Raw genomic sequence first — 16,413 nt, forward strand, 5'->3', positions numbered from 1 at the left:
CCGCCCTCATCCATCTCGCCACCGAACGTAAGGAGGGCCCCATGGCCCGGGAAATCGAGTCCCGCCTCGCGATCATCGGCGCCGGCCCCGCTGGGCTGACTCTCGCCAATCTGCTGCAACAGCGCGGAGTCCCCACCGTGGTCCTCGACAAGTTCAGCCGCGCGCAGATCCTCGGCCGTGCCCGGGCCGGCCTGCTGGAACACCGCACCGTCGAACTCCTGGAGCGGCACGGACTCGCCGAGAGGCTGCACGCGGAAGGCGCGGTCCACCACGGCTGCGAGTTCCGCAGCGACGGCGCGAGCTTCTTCACCGACTACTCGGCTCTCTACGACGACACTCCGCACTACGTCTACCCCCAACAGGAAGTAGTGGCCGACCTGTTGGACGCCTACGAGGCGGCCGGCGGAACCGTCCACTACGAGACCCGCGCCAACCGCGTCACGTCCCTGGAGCACCGCCCACGCGTGGAGTGCGAGAACGGCCTGGTGGTCACCGCCGACGCGGTGGCGGGCGCGGACGGCCAGCACGGCGCCGCCCGCGCCTCGATCCCCGGGGAGTCCTTCACCGAGTACACCATGCAGCACGAGTTCCGCTGGCTCACCCTGCTCGCGCGCACCCGGCCGTCGGCGGAGTGGACCGTCTACGCACAGCATCCGCGGGGATTCGCGGGGCACCTCCTCCGCTCGGACGACGTCACCCGCTTCCACCTCCAAGTCCCCTTCGAGGACAGCGTGGAGGACTGGCCCGACGAGCGGATCTGGCACGAGCTTCGGCACCGGCTGGGCAAACCGGGCTGGACACTGCACGAAGGTCCGGTCTTCAGCAAGAACATGCTGGAGATGAAGAGCAGCGTGCTGGAGCCGATGCAGTACGGGCGGCTCTTCCTGCTCGGCGACGCGGCGCACATCATCACCCCGTCCGGCGGCAAAGGCATGAATCTGGCCATCGCCGACGCGGCCGAACTCGACGGCGTACTCGCCGAGTTCCTGGACGGCGGGGAGGAGAAGGCACTCGCCCGGTACTCCGCGAGGCGGCTGCCCGACATCTGGAAGGCGCAGGAGTTCAGCCACGCCCTGATACACATGATGCACACCTATCCCGCCGACCGCCCTGACGCGGCGTTCCGCCAACGTCTCCAGCAGTCCAGGCTCTGGCAGCTACGCCACTCGACGGCCTACGCACGCAACTTCGCGGAGAGCTATATCGGGCCGCCGCTGGGCTGGCCTTTCGAACCCGGTGAGGAGCCGCGGACGCCGCGGGCGGGCCGCGAGCAGACGCCCGGCGGCATCACCGCCGCCCCATGACACCGGGGCGGTGCTGTCCGGCGGGGTGAGACGCCCACCGGACAGCACCGCCCCGCTCCGTGGCAAACTGTCGCCGAAAGCACCGACACCATGGGGGAAAGTCGCACGCCAGTGAAAGACGCCCAAACGACCGCCGGATTCGGCCCGCCGCACGGCACGCTCACCGACTTCGCAGCGGACCAGCTCCGCCAGCGCATCGTGCTCGGCACTCTTTCTCCGGGCACCAGGCTTCGCGTCGAGGAGCTCTCCGCGGAACTCGGAATCAGCCGGGTGCCGTTGCGCGAAGCCTTCCGAGAACTCCTCTCCGAGGGGTTGTTGGAGATGTATCCGCGGCGCGGAGCCGTCGTCTCCGAGATACGGCGACAGGACGTCGACGACTCCTATCGGATGCTGGAGCTGATGGAGGTGATGGCGACCGAACGAGCCGCCGCCGCCTATCCGGAGGAGACGGCGACCGCCATGGAAGCGGCCCTGGAGCGCATGCGGCGCACGGAGGACGCCGACGACCCGGCTGCGATGCTCTTCGCACACCGTGAGTTCCACGCCGCCGTCTTCGCGCGGCTGGGCCCCGGAGCGCTCCAACGGCACGTCCGCGTTCTCTGGTACTCCTGCGAGCGGTACATCAACGCCTCGCTCCGCGGCGAGCGCGCCCGGCAGGCGCACCGCGAACACGAGGAACTCGTCCGATGCTTCTCCACCGGCGACGCCATCGGCGCGACCGCGGTCGCCCGGATGCACGTCCAGCACGGCCGCCTCGCCGCCCTGCAGGGCCTCGGCATGGCCGACCGGACGACTTCCCCGGAGCAGTAGCACCCGCCGCGACGCGGACGCGACGCCCCTCGGCGGCATGGAGCCTCCTCCCCCGCCGAGCGGCTCCCCTCCCATGAGCTGCGTTCCTTGCTGCCCGTCGTGCCTCCGGGCGTCCGTACCCGCCACTTCGCCGACGGCGGCGCTGCCACGTCGCAGCGGGCCGGGAGCCGCTCACTGCTGCTCGGGCACCGCCTCGCTGAACTCCTTCCAGGAGAGCCGCGGTTCGCGCGGGTCCCAGACCTTCTGCGCGGTGGCGGCGAGCGGGAGCCGGATGCCGTTCGCCACCTGCTCGGTGGTCTGCGCGTCGGAGATGTCGCCCCAGACGGCGAAGCGGGCGCCGAGGATGCGGTCGCGGCCCGCCCACCTGTCGGGGACGGCCTTGTCGTGCCGCACGACGGCCGGGGTCCACTCGCGGTAGATGCGTTCGCCGGTCGGGTAGGTGAAGTCGTTCGGCTCGCCCAGGACGTAGTAGAGGTACTCGTCGTTGAGGTTGACGACGTTCCACTTCTCCTCGAAGTAGTCGGCCGGCTCGCGTGCTCCCATCTCCTTGCCCGTCCAGTAGTTGACGGTGCGCGGACGGTTGGGCTTGACGACGCCGCCCGCGTGCATGCCGTCGTTCCACACCTGGGGCATCCGCTTGAGCTTGCGCACGGTGTCGGCCCGGTGGTTGATCCAGGCCGTCGCGAGGTCCTGGATCTTCGCGTCGTCGCCGTAGCGGTCGCGGGCGACCGAGGCGAGCCCGGGGTAGGAGGACTCGGGGTCGTCGGAGAGGAGCGGCGGGTACTCGTCGCCGCCGAGGTGCCACTGCTTGGCGGGGAAGAGGTCGTCGATCTCGCGCAGCAGATCGTCGACGAGCTTGCCCGCCTTCGGCTTGCCGATGTCGATGGCGCCGCGCGCCACCTCGCCCGAGGCGCTGCGCACCGCGAGGTCCGGGTGCTCGTCGAGCACCGTTCCGAGGTGCCCCGGCGAGTCGAGCTCGGGAACCACCTCGATGTGCCGCGAGGCCGCGACGTCGACGAGGTGGCGCACCTGCTTCTTCGTCAGGTGCGGGTCGGAGACGATCTCCGGGTGGCTGTCGCTGGCGATCCGGTACGCCTGGTCGTCGGAGAAGTGGAGTTGGAGCTGGTTGAGCTTGAGGTCGCCCATCTCCTTGATGCGGGACTCGATCCAGTCGGCGCTGTAGTTCTTGCGCGCGATGTCGAGGAGGAAGCCGCGCTGCGGCCGGTCCGGGCGGTCGCGGACCTCGCCGTCCGCGATGAGCTCCTGGTTCCGTACGGCCTGCAGGAGGGTGCGGGTGCCGTAGAAGACGCCGGCCTGCTTGGCGCCCGTGATGCGCACCCGCCCGTCGGCGGTGCGCAGGCGGTACCCCTCGGCTCCGGTCTTCGCCTCGGGGGTGAGCCGGAGTTCGACGTCGCCGGCGCGCGGCTTGCCGCCCGCGGTGTCCAGCTTCAACTCCTCGGCGAGCAGGTCCGCCTCGTCGGCGAGCGGACCCTTGCGGTCGGTGACGACGCGTGCTCCGGGTTGCGGTTTCCATCCGGTGCCGCGCTGCGCTTTCCAGTCGCGTACGGCGGGCACCGTGCGCGGCTCGGGCCCCGTGCGCTCGGGGCCCGCGGGTGGCGGGGTGCTGCCCGCTTCCGAAGGTTCGGATTGCGTGTTGTCGCTGCTCGTGCGCGAACTCCCGGTTCCCGGAAGGCCGTTGACGGCGAGCGTGGTCACGAGGCCGACCGCGATGACGGCGGCCGTTACGAGAAGCGTCCAGCGCCACTTTCGTCCCATGGGTGTACGGTATTTTCCCTTCCGTCGCGTTCCGGGCACGTATGACCTTTCGAAGTGTCACGTGCGGGTGAATCACCCGAGGTACCCGGAGTCTCTCCGGGCAGCTCGCTAAGGTGGCGGCGTCGGACGGTAGGGGGCTGTATCCGATCTCACACCGGCCGGAATCCCTCGACGGCGTCGTTCGCCGCCGCCCTGCGGGAATCCCGGCGGGCCCTCGCCGCACTCAACCGAGGACCCAGAGGAGCCTATGCGCCCCAGCAGCCGGCGGACCGAGCAGCAGGCGGCGCTCTGCCGACTCAACACCGCCTCCCGCGCCTCGGCCGAAGCCGCACTCCTGGAGAGCTGCGCCAGCCGGCGCTGGGCCGCGCTCCTCGCCACCCACCGCCCGTACCCGAACCTCGAAGCCCTCCTCGCCGCGGCCGACGAGGCCGCGTACGACCTTACGCCCGAGGATCTCGCCGAGGCTCTCGCAGGCGAGGCAGCCCGACACCCGCTGGACGCCGTCTACCGGCCGGCGCACTCCGCCGACCGCCCGGGCGTCCTCGCCGCCCACACCGCGCTGCGCGCCGCGCTCGCCGCGTACGAGAGCCGGTTCGGCCACACCTTCCTGCTCTGCCTCGACGACCGCTCCCCCGCCGAGCGCCTCGACGCGGCGCTCACCGCCCTCCGCAGCCGCCTCGCGCACGAACCCGAGGAGGAGCGCACGGTCACGGCCGAGGAGCTGCGCCGCCTCGTCCGCGGCCGACTCAGCCGCCACAGCTTCCGGAACGCGCTCGCCGTCCCCGCCCCCCGCGGCCAACACCCGCACCACAGCGGGCGGTTCTGAGCCGGACGGGCGCCGCAGCGGGCCGCCCCGTCGGCCGTCGTCCCCGGTCGGCCCCCGTGTAGGGCCTCTCGGCGCTCCTGCGGTCCTCCGTACGTGGCTGATTGATCGGACCTGCACACCCGCCACCGGCGTCCCGACACCGCGTCGCTACGATGGCCCGCGGCCGGTGGACCGTACCCGGCCGGGCCCGACCGACACGAAGCCGGCTGGCCCCGATATCCGCTCCCGGAGGGTTTTTTCCGTGCCGGCTGGAACGCTGTACCGCGGCCGGGAAGGAATGTGGTCCTGGGTGGCTCACCGAGTCACCGGCGTCCTCATCTTCTTCTTCCTGTTCGTGCACGTCCTGGACACCGCGCTCGTCCGCGTCTCCCCGGAGGCGTACGACGACACCGTCGCGATCTACAAGACTCCGTTCGTCAACCTGATGGAGTACGGCCTCGTGGCCGCAGTCCTCTTCCACGCGCTCAACGGCCTGCGGGTCGTCGCGGTGGACTTCTGGTCGAAGGGTGCCAGGTACCAGAAGCAGATGCTGTGGACGGCGATGGTCATCTGGCTCGTCCTGATGATCGGCGCCTTCTACCCGGTGCTGCAGCACACCCTGCGTTCGCTGTTCGGAGGCTGATAAGCGATGGCGACCGAAACCACGAAGCCGGCCGACGAGGCCGCGGGGGCGCGCGAGTTCGACGTGGACAACCCCGCGCCGGTCATCGAACCGCCCCGGACCCGCACCGCGAAGACCCCCCGGGCGACCAGGACCAATTTCGAGCTCTACGGCTGGCTGTTCATGCGGCTGTCGGGCATCGTCCTCGTCGTCCTCGTCCTCGGGCACCTGCTGATCCAGCTCGTGCTCGACGGAGGCGTGAGCAAGATCGGGTTCGCGTTCGTCGCGGGCCGTTGGGCCTCGCCTTTCTGGCAGACCTGGGACCTGCTGATGCTGTGGCTCGCCATGCTGCACGGCGCCAACGGCCTCCGCACCGTCATCAACGACTACGCGGAGCGGGCGAACACCCGCTTCTGGCTGAAGACGCTGCTCTACGCGGCCACTGTTTTCACGGTCCTGCTGGGAACGCTGGTGATCTTCACCTTCGACCCGAACATCCGCTGACGTACCGGGGCTGAGGCTGAGGTAACCCGATGAACAACGTGAAGTTCCACAAGTACGACACCGTGATCGTGGGCGCCGGCGGCGCCGGGATGCGCGCGGCGATCGAGTCGACGAAGCGCAGCCGCACCGCGGTGCTGACGAAGCTGTACCCCACCCGCTCCCACACCGGCGCGGCACAGGGCGGCATGGCTGCCGCCCTCGCCAACGTCGAGGAGGACAACTGGGAGTGGCACACCTTCGACACGATCAAGGGCGGCGACTACCTCGTCGACCAGGACGCCGCCGAGATCCTGGCGAAGGAGGCGATCGACTCCGTCCTCGACCTGGAGAAGATGGGCCTCCCCTTCAACCGCACGCCGCAGGGGAAGATCGACCAGCGCCGGTTCGGCGGCCACTCGCGCAACCACGGCGAGGCCCCGGTCCGCCGCTCGTGCTACGCGGCCGACCGCACGGGCCACATGATCCTCCAGACGCTCTACCAGAACTGCGTCAAGGAGGGCGTGGAGTTCTTCAACGAGTTCTACGTCCTCGACCTGCTCCTCAACGACGTCGACGGGGTCAAGCGCACGGCAGGCGTCGTCGCCTACGAGCTCGCCACAGGGGACGTCCACGTCTTCCAGGCGAAGGCCGTCGTCTTCGCCTCGGGCGGCAACGGCAAGTTCTTCAAGGTGACGTCGAACGCGCACACGCTCACCGGCGACGGCCAGGCGTCGGCGTTCCGGCGCGGACTGCCGCTGGAGGACATGGAGTTCTTCCAGTTCCACCCGACCGGCATCTGGAAGATGGGCATCCTCCTCACCGAGGGCGCCCGCGGTGAGGGCGGCATCCTCCGCAACAAGGACGGCGAGCGCTTCATGGAGAAGTACGCGCCCGTCATGAAGGACCTCGCCTCGCGCGACGTCGTCTCCCGCGCGATCTACACCGAGATCCGCGAGGGCCGCGGCTGCGGCCCCGAGGGCGACCACGTCTACCTCGACCTCACCCACCTCCCGCCGGAGCAGCTCGACGCGAAGCTCCCCGACATCACCGAGTTCGCGCGGACGTACCTCGGCATCGAGCCGTACACCGACCCGGTGCCGATCCAGCCGACGGCGCACTACGCGATGGGCGGCATCCCGACCAACGTCCGCGGCGAGGCGCTCGCCGACAACGACACCCCGGTCCCCGGGCTGTACGCGGCCGGCGAGGTCGCCTGCGTCTCGGTGCACGGCGCCAACCGCCTCGGCACCAACTCGCTGCTCGACATCAACGTCTTCGGCCGTCGCGCCGGCATCGCGGCCGCGGAGTACGCCGACACGGCGGAGTACGTCGAACTCCCCGACGAGCCGGCGAAGTTCGTCCTCGACGAGATCGAGAACCTCAGGGACGCCACGGGCAGCGAGCGCGTGGTGGAGATCCGCAGGGCGCTGCAGGAGACGATGGACAAGAACGTCATGGTCTTCCGGACGGAGCAGACGCTCAAGGAGGCCGTCGAGGAGATCGGCCAACTCCGCAGGCGTTACCGGAACATCAGCGTCCAGGACAAGGGCAAGCGGTTCAACACCGACCTCCTGGAGGCCATCGAGCTCGGCAACCTGCTCGACCTGGCCGAGGTGACGGCGGTCTCCGCGCTCGCCCGCAAGGAGTCCCGCGGCGGCCACTACCGCGAGGACTTCCCCAACCGCGACGACGTCAACTTCATGCGCCACACGATGGCGTACCGCGAGGTGGGCGACGACGGGGCAGAGTCGATCCGGCTGGACTACAAGCCGGTCGTCCAGACCCGCTACCAGCCGATGGAGCGTAAGTACTGATGAGCACCGCAGTCATGGACAAGGCAGAGGCCGAGGCGAAGGGCCCCGCCTCGCACCTGATCACCGTCACCCTCCGCATCCGCCGCTACAACAGCGAGGTCTCGGACGAGCCGTGGTGGGACGACTTCCAGGTCGACGTCGACCCGAAGGACCGGGTGCTCGACGTGCTCCACACGATCAAGTGGGAGCACGACGGCACCCTCACCTTCCGACGCTCCTGCGCCCACGGCATCTGCGGCTCGGACGCGATGCGGATCAACGGCCGCAACCGGCTCGCCTGCAAGACCCTGATCAAGGACATCGGCCCGGAGAAGCCCATCTCCGTCGAGCCGATAAAGGGCCTCGCCGTGTTGAAGGACCTCGTCGTCGACATGGAGCCCTTCTTCCAGGCGTACCGCGACGTGATGCCGTTCCTCGTCACCACGGGCAACGAGCCGACGCGTGAGCGGCTCCAGTCGGCCGAGGACCGCGAGCGATTCGACGACACCACCAAGTGCATCCTGTGCGCCGCGTGCACCAGCTCGTGCCCGGTGTTCTGGAACGACGGCCAGTACTTCGGCCCGGCGGCGATCGTCAACGCACACCGGTTCATCTTCGACAGCCGCGACGAGGCCGGCGAGCAGCGCCTGGAGATCCTCAACGACAAGGACGGCGTGTGGCGTTGCCGCACCGTCTTCAACTGCACGGACGCCTGCCCGCGCGGTATCCAGGTCACCAAGGCGATCCAGGAGGTCAAGCGGGCCTTGATCACCCGCCGCTTCTGAGGCTCCGGCCTCCGCCTCGCGGGCCCCGTCCGGTACGTACTCCGGGCGGGGCCCGCTGCTGTGCGCGGGTGTGATGCATCTGTGCCGCATTCGTGCGGACACAGCGGTATTTTCCGCCCAACTCGCCCGGCCCGCACGTGCGTCGGCGCACGCATGGGCACGCTCTTCCGTATTCGCACCACTCGTCTGCGCGGGGCACGCCCCGCAACCCACCGCGCCCGCGGCCGCCGCCGCGCGCGCCGTCGCAGAAGGAGTACGCGTGACACGCAGCAGAGGCACCGGGCCGGCACGGAAAGCGGGAGGCGGGCTGCGGGCGGTGGCCGCAGCCGCCTGCGCGGGAGGGTTGCTGCTCGCGGGCGCCCAGCTCTACCCCGCAGCGGCGCAGCCCGCGCCCCAGGACGGCGCCGTACGCACCGGACCCGCCGTCAACACTCCCGCATCGGCGCACTCGTTGGACGAGTTCTGGACGGCCGAGCGGATGCGCGGCGCCGTCCCGCTCGACCTCGCCGCGGCGCGCTCGGACGACCGGCACGGGAAGCCCGCGCCCCGGGGCGAGCCGCGCACGGTCGGGCCCCGCGCCGCGCCGGCCGAGTTCCCCGAGCCGGGCGGCGAGTGGACGGGCGAAGGCGTCGTCAGCGAGACCACGGGCCGCGTCTTCTTCACCCACCAGGGCCGCACCGCTTCCTGCTCCGGCTCCGCCGTCACGAGCGAGAACGCGAGCACCGTCGTCACCGCGGGCCACTGCGTGAAGATGGACGGCGAGTGGCACACCGACTGGGTCTTCGTCCCCGGCTACCGCGACGGCGAGGCCCCCCACGGCACCTGGCCCGCCACCACGACGCTCACCACGCCGCAGTGGGAGGCGAGCGAGGACATCGACTACGACATAGGCGCCGCCGTCGTCGAACCGCTGGAGGGGACGAAGCTCACCGACGCCGTCGGCGGCCAGGGCCTCGCCTTCAACACGGCCCACGGCGAGGACATGTACGCCTTCGGCTACCCCGCAGCGGAGCCCTACGACGGCGAACGCCTCGCCTACTGCTCGGGCACCGCCTTCCAGGACCCGCTCCTCACAGGCGACCACGGCCTCGACTGCGACATGACGGGCGGCTCCAGCGGCGGCCCCTGGTTCACGCAGTTCGACGAGGAGACCGGCGGGGGCCTGCTCTCCTCGGTGAACAGCTTCGGGTACGTCTTCCTCCCGGACACCATGTTCGGGCCGTACTTCGGCGCCGAGGCCGAAGCGCTCTACGACGAGGCGCAGACGACCGGAGCCGGTTGACGCCGGCACGGCGTGCCGCTGCCCGGGGCGCGGAGTGGGGTGACGCACACCGGGCAGCGGTCCGTGCCGACGTCGAGTCTGCGTATCGTGCCCAGCGTGATAGGCAAGCGGACAGCCCGAACAGCAGTGGCCGCACTCGCCCTGGTGCTGGCGGCCACCGGCTGCTCGGCGACGGACAGCCCGGATCCCGGCGACAGCGGAGGCGGCGACGGCGGCACGAGCGCGGAGATCCGCACCGACAGACCGTCCGCACTCGCCGACCAGCAGGTCGGCATCGAGGCCACCGGACTGCCCGAGAACTCCCGGGTGCGGATCGTGGCGAAGGCCGAGGACTGGCTCGACCAACCGTGGTCGTCCGCCGGCACCTACACGACGGGGGACGACGGCGCCGTCGACCTCGCCGAGCAGGCACCGCTGGGCGGAAAGCCGTACCCGAAGGCCGACAGCACCGGGCTCCTCGGTGCGATGCTCCCCGAGAAGGGCACCGAGGGCGCCGAGACGATCGGCACGGGCAAGGCGTTCTCCTTCCACCCCGAGGCCCCCGAGGAGCAGCGCGCCTACAAGGTCCGCCTCTCCGTACGCAGCGAGAGCGGCAAGGAGTTGGCCCACCGGGAGCTGAAGCGGCAGTGGCTCGCGCCCGGCACCGGCCACCGCAAGCTGAGCGAGTCCGAGGACGGCCTCAACGGTGAGCTGTACTCGCCGAAGCGGGGCGGCGGCGACAAGGCACCCGTCCTGCTCTTCGGCGGCTCCGAGGGCGGCAACGCCGGCACCTACGCGGCGGCGCTCCTCGCCTCGCACGGCCATCCGACGCTGGCGCTCTGCTACTTCCAGTGCGGCAAGGGCTCCGAGCGCCCCGACGGCATCGAGAGGATCGACCTCGCCTACTTCGAGCGGGCGGCGAAGCTCCTCGGCAAGCAGGAGGGCTCGGACGCCTCGAAGCTCGCCGTGGTCGGCAACTCGCGCGGCAGCGAGGTCGCCCAACTCCTCGGCCAGCGCAAGCCGGAGCTCGTGCGCGACGTCGTCGTCTACGCCCCCTCGGCCGTCGTCAACGGCCCCTTCCGCGGCCAGGGCGCCGCCTGGGCCGACGGCGGCAAGCCGATCCCGACGGGCCCGATCCCCCTCGACCGGGTACGCGGCCGGGTCCTCGCCGTCGGCGGCGGCAACGACAAGATGTGGGACTCCGACCGCGCCACCCGCGCCATCCGCAGCCGGGACCAGAGCGGCATGGTCTTCCCCGGCGCCGGCCACCACGTCAACTGGTTCCCCTACGGCCAGCCCGGCCAGGAGGGCGGCCGGAACGGTCAGATCGTCTCCACCGCCGAGGCCGACCAGCAGGCCCGCGCCGAGAGTTGGCCGAAGGTGCTGAAGCTCCTGGACCGGTGAGGCGCGCGCCCTGTCACAGGTAGATCTGCCGCCGGCAGGACGCGCAATACGTACCGTCCTCCCGCTTGACGAGCCGTGGGTGGGGGCAGCGGGAGCTGTCGACCGGCTGCGGGCGCTTCTGCGGCGGCGATACGCGGGGCGCGTACGGGCAGTCGCGGCACGGTGGCACGGTCACGGCTGCCCTCCGCGCTGCACGGCGGCCGCCAGCGCCCGCGCCACGGTGGGGGTGCAGCGGCCCAGGTCCACGAGCGGGCGGGGTGGTTGGTCGGCGAAGGAGCACGGGTCGACGCGCAGGGTCGGCAGTGGGACGCCGGCCTCCTGGAGCGCGTCGGCGAGCTGCCGCCTGGCCTCCTCCGCCTCCGCGAGCCGGTGCCGTCCCGAGGGGTGGGTGTTCATGCGGGTCCTCTCTGCGTTCTGCGGTCTCAACAATGTGTAGTTATTCACTCACAGCGTGCATGCGGAGTCGTTACGCTTCCAGGTGCAGAGGATTGACAACGGCGGTTTCAGTCCCGGGAGTTCGGATGAGCACGAGCAAGCACCGCACGGCACGGGAGAAGTACGGCGACGAGCTGCGCCGCAGGCGCAAGGCGGCGGGGATGACGCAGGAGGAGCTGGCCGCGCTGATCGTCTGCTCCCCCACTCTGATCAGCCACTTCGAGGCGGGACGACGGCTCCCCAACCCGGAGGACGCGGCGAGGATCGACAAGGCGCTGGGGACGGACGGATGGTTCGCCCGGTGGCTGGAGGACCTGGAACACAGGTTCGCGGACCACTTCGCGGAAGCGGCGGAGCTGGAGCAACAGGCCACGGAGATCCGCGAGTTCGGGACGACGCTCGTGCCCGGACTGATCCAGACGCCGGAGTACGCGCGAGCGGTGTTCCGCGCCGCGGCCCCCAACCCCGAGCCGACAGAGATTGACGAGTATGTTGTCAACCGCATGGCCCGAAGCGCTCTCCTCAGCAACCCCAAAGTCCCGCAGATCTGGGTCGTCCTCGACGAGGCGGCACTTCAACGGCCCGTCGGCGGCTCCGCGGCGATGGCCGAACAACTGGCATACGTCGCGGAGTTGTGCGAGAAGGGCAGGATCAGACTGCACATCGTGCCCTTTGCCTGCGGTGCCTATTCGTTGATGGAGGGCGACCTCAAACTCATGAACTTCTCGGATGCGGCTCCCGTCGCTTACGTGGAGGGCGTCATGACCGGTCGCCTCGTGGACGATCCGGCGAGCGTGGCACAATGCAACTCCTTCTACACGCTCGCTCTCGGCGAAGCACTGCCGGAGCGGGCGTCCTGGCACTGGTGAAAGACGCATCCAAGGAATACGCACATGCTTGATGAGCAGCGCAGCGCCTCGCGTCGCCCCGCGTCGTCCTGGCGCAAATCGAGCTACAGCGGCGGCAGCAACGGAAATTGCCTCGAAGTGGACGACGCCCGGACCACCACCGTCCCCGTCCGCGACTCCAAGATCCCCGACGGCGCCCGCCTCACCTTCCCCGCGGCCGCCTGGTCGGCCTTCGTGAACGAGGTCCGCGTCCGCGTCTGAACGCGTCCGGGACCAGCTCGGGTGGAGTCCAGCGGGTGTCGCAACACGTGATCGTGTGAGGCGTCGCGAACAGTGTGGAAAGGCGCTCGGCCGGAATTTCCGAGCCGAGCGTCTTTCGCGAGCTACCGCAGGTCGAGCAGCATCACGTCGTGCAGTTCCGCCCCTGCCCAGGGGCGCACCTCGCCGACTTTGCGGTAGCCCCACGCGCGGTAGGCCGTCTGCGCCGCGATGCTCTGCGGGTGGACGTTGAGAAGGGCGCGTTCTTCAGCACCACCGCTCAGCAGAGCGTCGTGCATCCGCCGCGCGACGCCCTGCCGACGCCAGCCCGTTCGTACAGCCATCTCCATGAGGCCGAACGTCCGTTGCCCATCCTCGCGCCGCGTCTTTTGTGGTACCGGCACGGTCAGGTGGTCCCACCAGCCGGTGTTCGCCGCGAGTCGGTAGCCGTAGGCCATGCCGACCGGCTCGCCCTCGGTCGTACGTGCCAGGGCGCCGCGGAACGTGGCCTTGCGGGTCTGCGAGCGGAAGCGGCGGAAGGCGCCGGCCACATCGTCCGGTGTCTCGTTGTAGGGCCGCTCGGCGAAGACCTCGGCATACACCAGTCGGAACGCGTCTTCCACCTCAGCGGTTTCGCTACCGCTGACGGCCTCGACGGTGACCGTGTCCGTTGGTCTCATGACGGAGCACTCCCTGCGGTGAGGTCCCGGATGCGTGCGGCGCAGTCGCGCGCATCCGCGGTGTCGTAGCACGCGGCCTGCCGTTGGAAGCTCTGCATGCGGCGTACGAGGCGAGCTGAGGTGATGCTGCCGTGGGTGTCGAGCACGGCATGCATCTCGGTGCACGCCTCCTCGACCTCGCCGGCCCGGAGTAGCACACCGGCCAGCTTGGACCGGTACCAGGCGGTGTTGCGGCCGTAGCCGTTACCGAGGCCGGAGACGGCGGCGCGTAGAAACGGAATCGCCTGGCGCGGCTGTTCGGCGCGCAGATACACGCTGGCGGTGGCGTAGTCGACCTCCGCGGCGCCGGCAAACGCTGCCCACGGCGGAACATCGGTGTCGATGTCCAGCCGGCCGGCGTAGGAGATCCCCCGAGTGAGGGCACGGCGGGCGGCGGTGAAGTCGTGTGTGTGAGTGGCGACGTTGGCTTCGCGCAGTGCGATCACCAACCGGGCCGCGGGACCCGCGCCTGCGGCGCTTGCGAGGCGGTAACCGTAGTCCACGGCGCTCGCTGCCTCCCAGACACGATCAGCTTTGATCGAAAGCAGAATCAGCATGTCCAGTGCGGAGATGTGGAGCAGTGGATCTCCGGTGAGCTGCGCCGAGGTGAGCGCCTCCGCCGATGCCGTACGAGCTTGCTCGATCGGGCCGCCGTCGTAGCCCAACCATGCTTGCAGGCTGCGCAGTTCCGAGAGCATGCCCTGCAAGGATCGTCCGGTCCTTGCCGTGTAGGAGCCCTGGCTCAGCGACTGCTTGATGCGCCCCTCAATCTGCCGTGCCCGCGCCCGGGCGGGCACGCTGCCGGCGGTGTGGTCCGTCCGGTAGAGGCGGTGGAGCTGCGAGCGGAGCCTGTCGATGTCGGCCGTCCCGACACGTGAGCCTTCCCGCCGGGATAGGACGGCACCGGCCGTCAGTGTCCCCGCGTCGATGGCGAAGGTCCTTCGTTCCACGACTTCAGCGTGCCCGACATTGCATGCTTCCGTCATCCGATGGACGGGCACCTCGAAGCCCATCTCAACCAGCGACGTCCCGAAGAGCGAACCGACTCGGCAAGTTCGTGCACCACCAGCCGGGGTTCCTCGACCGCAAGGAGCACGGCGGCGGTAAGGTGCTGCGGGCCCGCACCATGGGCGCAATCGCCGCCGCGGGGTTCCTCGTGGACGCGGAGTTCTGGCCCGAGCTGGACATCGCAAACTGCTCTCAGTGCCACGCCAACTGCCACAACAGTCCGAACAGCGGCAAGCGAGCCTGACAGGCCCCAACACCGGCCCCCGACCTGTGCCGCGCTGCGGCCGGGTCGGGGGCCGATTGTTGCTCCGCACGACGCACGGCACGAGGAGAGATACGGGTGGATCGCACCGCGTGGGTCGAACTACCCTATTCTGCACGCCAGTTGGTCGAGAAGCACACGGGGCGGGTGGAGCACGCAGAGACCGCCCACAACGGCGTCATGTCCCGCCTTGCCTGCACGCTGTATACGGCCGCGGGGCGGGTGTTCGTGAAGGGGACGCGCCTCGACGACACGGCGGCGTGGATCTACGACTACAAAGCCCGGGTCACGCGCTGCGCCCCGCGAGCACCCCGTGTCCTGTGGCAGGTTGAGGCCGGCGGATGGCTGCTCATCGGGTATGAGTTCCTTGAGGGAAGGCACCCCGACCTCGCCCCCGGTTCGGCGGACGTGGCGGCGCTGGTCGACACGCTGACAGTGGTGTCGTCCACGCCGTGGCCCGAGAAGGTGCGCAAGAAGCCGCTGCACGTGCGCTGGGGCGGCTTCTGTCCCGAGGAGCACGCACATCACCTCGAGGGCTCAGCGCTGGGACACACCGACATCTCAGCGCTGAACATGCTCGCCACCGATGCGGGGATCCGCCTGCTGGACTGGGCACTTGCCTGCCCGGCCCCTGAGTGGAGCGACGCCGCGTTCGCCGTCGTACGCCTCATCCATGCCGGCCACCGCCCCGAGCAGGCCGAGGAGATCGCGCGCGAAGTACCCGCCTACCGAACCGCCTTGCCTCTTGCGGTAACCACGTTCGCCGAGGCGGTGGGCGCAGTCTGGGGGCACCGAGCCGAAGTCGACCCACGACCGCACCGGGCGCCACTGCTGGCAGCCGCTCGGACGTGGGCTGCGCACCGCGCCCTTCTGTGAGGAGGGAACCGACACTGGTCCGGGACGCGAACGCGCCCTGCATCGGGGCGGACTGTAGGGGACGGAGCCGAAGAGCAAGCCCTCCGCGGTCGGCTGCGGGCTCCACGGAAACGGCCGGCTCGTAGGCGTCCCCCGTCACCCGCCCGGCACCACGACCTTCCACCCCGTGTTGTACGTCCCCCGCACCGGGATGACCTTCCAGTCGGCCGCCCACCGCGGCCGGTGGACGTGGCGGAGCACCAGCGCGTCCGGCCGCTTCGGGACGTCGAGCCGGGCCCAGCAGCCCGCCGTGTGGGCGAGGGGGATCGCGCCGATGTTGCCGTCGATGGTGCACGGGGGGCGCACGCCCTCCGTGTGGAGGACGGACGCGATCGTCCGCCATTCGGCCCGCGACGCCTCCTGCCTTGCCACGTTGGTGTGCAAGTCGGCGCCCTGCTGAGCTAGATGGGCGGCGAGCAGCGCGATCCCGAGGAAGGTGCCGAACCGCCGCGGTCCCGGTCGCGCCCGGCGCAGGCTCGCCGCGCACGCCGAGAGCCCAGCCGCCGCGGGGAGCGCGAGGAGCGCGTACGCCGGCAGCAGGAACCGCGGCGCCGCATAGCCGACGAGGAAGAGATACGTCGCCGAGACGGAGAGCGCGGTGAGCAACAGCAGCGCCAGCGCCTGCCCCTGCGCCCTCCGCATGCGCCCGGCGCCGACGGCGACGAGCACGAGCAGCACCGCCCACCAGGAGAGCGCGGGCCACCCGAAGGCCTCCTCGACACGGCAGGGGCGGCACAGCAGCGGTCCGCCGAGTGAGGCCGCGTGCTCCGGCACGGAGAACGTCCAGCCCATGCCGCCCTGGATCTCGGCCGAGGTGCGCAACCTCTCCAGCACGCCTCCGTAGGCGAGTTGGGCCTCCACCACCCAGGGCAGCAGCCCGAGCACCGTCCCGCCGACGACGCCCCACCCCGCGGCGGCCCGCCCC

At 70.4% G+C, this 16,413-nt stretch carries 17 protein-coding genes and 1 pseudogene; 13 read left to right on the top strand and 5 right to left on the bottom strand.

Going from position 1 to position 16,413, the window contains the following annotated elements:
• Positions 1-41 precede the first annotated feature (41 nt).
• Positions 42-1,304 carry a 4-hydroxybenzoate 3-monooxygenase gene (locus UWG_RS30475; RefSeq protein WP_016908814.1) on the top strand — a complete coding sequence of 421 codons (1,263 nt, stop codon included), beginning with the start codon at positions 42-44 and terminating at the stop codon, positions 1,302-1,304.
• A 111-nt stretch (positions 1,305-1,415) separates the two neighbouring features.
• Positions 1,416-2,114 (top strand): GntR family transcriptional regulator, encoded by a 699-nt coding sequence (locus UWG_RS0119140; RefSeq protein WP_016908815.1) that lies wholly within the window; start codon positions 1,416-1,418, stop codon positions 2,112-2,114.
• Between the two features lie 171 nt (positions 2,115-2,285).
• Here UWG_RS0119140 and UWG_RS0119145 read toward each other — a convergent pair whose 3' ends face one another.
• A complete protein-coding gene (locus UWG_RS0119145; RefSeq protein ID WP_016908816.1) occupies positions 2,286-3,890 on the bottom strand; it encodes a family 20 glycosylhydrolase in 1,605 nt (534 codons plus the stop codon).
• Positions 3,891-4,137: 247 nt separating this feature from the next.
• Between UWG_RS0119145 and UWG_RS0119150 the strand changes: the two genes are divergently transcribed.
• The 7 genes from UWG_RS0119150 to UWG_RS0119180 all read left to right on the top strand — a co-directional run bounded on the left by UWG_RS0119150 (position 4,138) and on the right by UWG_RS0119180 (position 11,043).
• On the top strand, positions 4,138-4,716 hold the full coding sequence (locus UWG_RS0119150; protein WP_016908817.1) for a 2-oxo-4-hydroxy-4-carboxy-5-ureidoimidazoline decarboxylase: 579 nt from the start codon (positions 4,138-4,140) through the stop codon (positions 4,714-4,716).
• 241 nt (positions 4,717-4,957) lie between these two features.
• Complete coding sequence (gene sdhC / locus UWG_RS0119155; RefSeq protein ID WP_033196246.1) at positions 4,958-5,338, top strand: succinate dehydrogenase, cytochrome b556 subunit; 381 nt, start codon at positions 4,958-4,960, stop codon at positions 5,336-5,338.
• Between the two features lie 6 nt (positions 5,339-5,344).
• Positions 5,345-5,821, top strand: a complete 477-nt coding sequence (locus tag UWG_RS0119160; RefSeq protein WP_016908819.1) for a succinate dehydrogenase hydrophobic membrane anchor subunit — start codon at positions 5,345-5,347, stop codon at positions 5,819-5,821.
• Between the two features lie 38 nt (positions 5,822-5,859).
• Positions 5,860-7,614, top strand: coding sequence for a succinate dehydrogenase flavoprotein subunit (gene sdhA / locus UWG_RS0119165; protein ID WP_029391587.1), 1,755 nt, complete (start codon positions 5,860-5,862; stop codon positions 7,612-7,614).
• Positions 7,614-8,378, top strand: coding sequence for a succinate dehydrogenase iron-sulfur subunit (locus tag UWG_RS0119170; protein WP_016908821.1), 765 nt, complete (start codon positions 7,614-7,616; stop codon positions 8,376-8,378). Before sdhA ends, UWG_RS0119170 begins: the two co-directional genes overlap by 1 nt.
• Before the next feature lie 259 nt (positions 8,379-8,637).
• Positions 8,638-9,660 (top strand): trypsin-like serine peptidase, encoded by a 1,023-nt coding sequence (locus UWG_RS0119175; protein ID WP_050988615.1) that lies wholly within the window; start codon positions 8,638-8,640, stop codon positions 9,658-9,660.
• 87 nt (positions 9,661-9,747) lie between these two features.
• Positions 9,748-11,043, top strand: coding sequence for an acyl-CoA thioesterase/bile acid-CoA:amino acid N-acyltransferase family protein (locus UWG_RS0119180; protein WP_237720165.1), 1,296 nt, complete (start codon positions 9,748-9,750; stop codon positions 11,041-11,043).
• Positions 11,044-11,214: 171 nt separating this feature from the next.
• Here the strand turns inward: UWG_RS0119180 and UWG_RS0119185 are convergent, their stop codons facing one another.
• Complete coding sequence (locus UWG_RS0119185; RefSeq protein WP_016908824.1) at positions 11,215-11,439, bottom strand: hypothetical protein; 225 nt, start codon at positions 11,437-11,439, stop codon at positions 11,215-11,217.
• 125 nt (positions 11,440-11,564) lie between these two features.
• Here UWG_RS0119185 and UWG_RS30480 point away from each other — a divergent pair, with 125 nt between their 5' ends.
• Both UWG_RS30480 and UWG_RS31775 read left to right on the top strand, forming a co-directional pair.
• Positions 11,565-12,347 carry a helix-turn-helix domain-containing protein gene (locus UWG_RS30480; protein ID WP_016908825.1) on the top strand — a complete coding sequence of 261 codons (783 nt, stop codon included), beginning with the start codon at positions 11,565-11,567 and terminating at the stop codon, positions 12,345-12,347.
• 24 nt (positions 12,348-12,371) lie between these two features.
• Entirely contained in the window at positions 12,372-12,587 is a 216-nt protein-coding gene (locus UWG_RS31775; protein WP_050988616.1) for a DUF397 domain-containing protein, read from the top strand.
• Positions 12,588-12,709: 122 nt separating this feature from the next.
• Here the strand turns inward: UWG_RS31775 and UWG_RS0119200 are convergent, their stop codons facing one another.
• Positions 12,710-13,264, bottom strand: coding sequence for a GNAT family N-acetyltransferase (locus UWG_RS0119200; protein WP_016908827.1), 555 nt, complete (start codon positions 13,262-13,264; stop codon positions 12,710-12,712).
• Positions 13,261-14,316 carry an NsdA family TPR-like regulatory protein gene (locus UWG_RS0119205; protein ID WP_157838574.1) on the bottom strand — a complete coding sequence of 352 codons (1,056 nt, stop codon included), beginning with the start codon at positions 14,314-14,316 and terminating at the stop codon, positions 13,261-13,263. Before UWG_RS0119205 ends, UWG_RS0119200 begins: the two co-directional genes overlap by 4 nt.
• A 44-nt stretch (positions 14,317-14,360) precedes the next feature.
• On the opposite strand from UWG_RS0119205, the gene UWG_RS30485 reads away from it, so the two are divergent.
• A complete protein-coding gene (locus UWG_RS30485) occupies positions 14,361-14,555 on the top strand; it encodes a hypothetical protein (RefSeq protein WP_016908829.1) in 195 nt (64 codons plus the stop codon).
• 96 nt (positions 14,556-14,651) lie between these two features.
• A complete protein-coding gene (locus tag UWG_RS0119215; protein ID WP_016908830.1) occupies positions 14,652-15,449 on the top strand; it encodes a hypothetical protein in 798 nt (265 codons plus the stop codon).
• A gap of 135 nt (positions 15,450-15,584) precedes the next feature.
• Here UWG_RS0119215 and UWG_RS30490 read toward each other — a convergent pair.
• Positions 15,585-16,413: pseudogene (locus UWG_RS30490) on the bottom strand (hypothetical protein); the annotation flags it as partial.

This window comes from Streptomyces xiaopingdaonensis (genome assembly GCF_000262345.1).
Classification (GTDB): Bacteria; Actinomycetota; Actinomycetes; order Streptomycetales; family Streptomycetaceae; genus Streptomyces; species Streptomyces xiaopingdaonensis.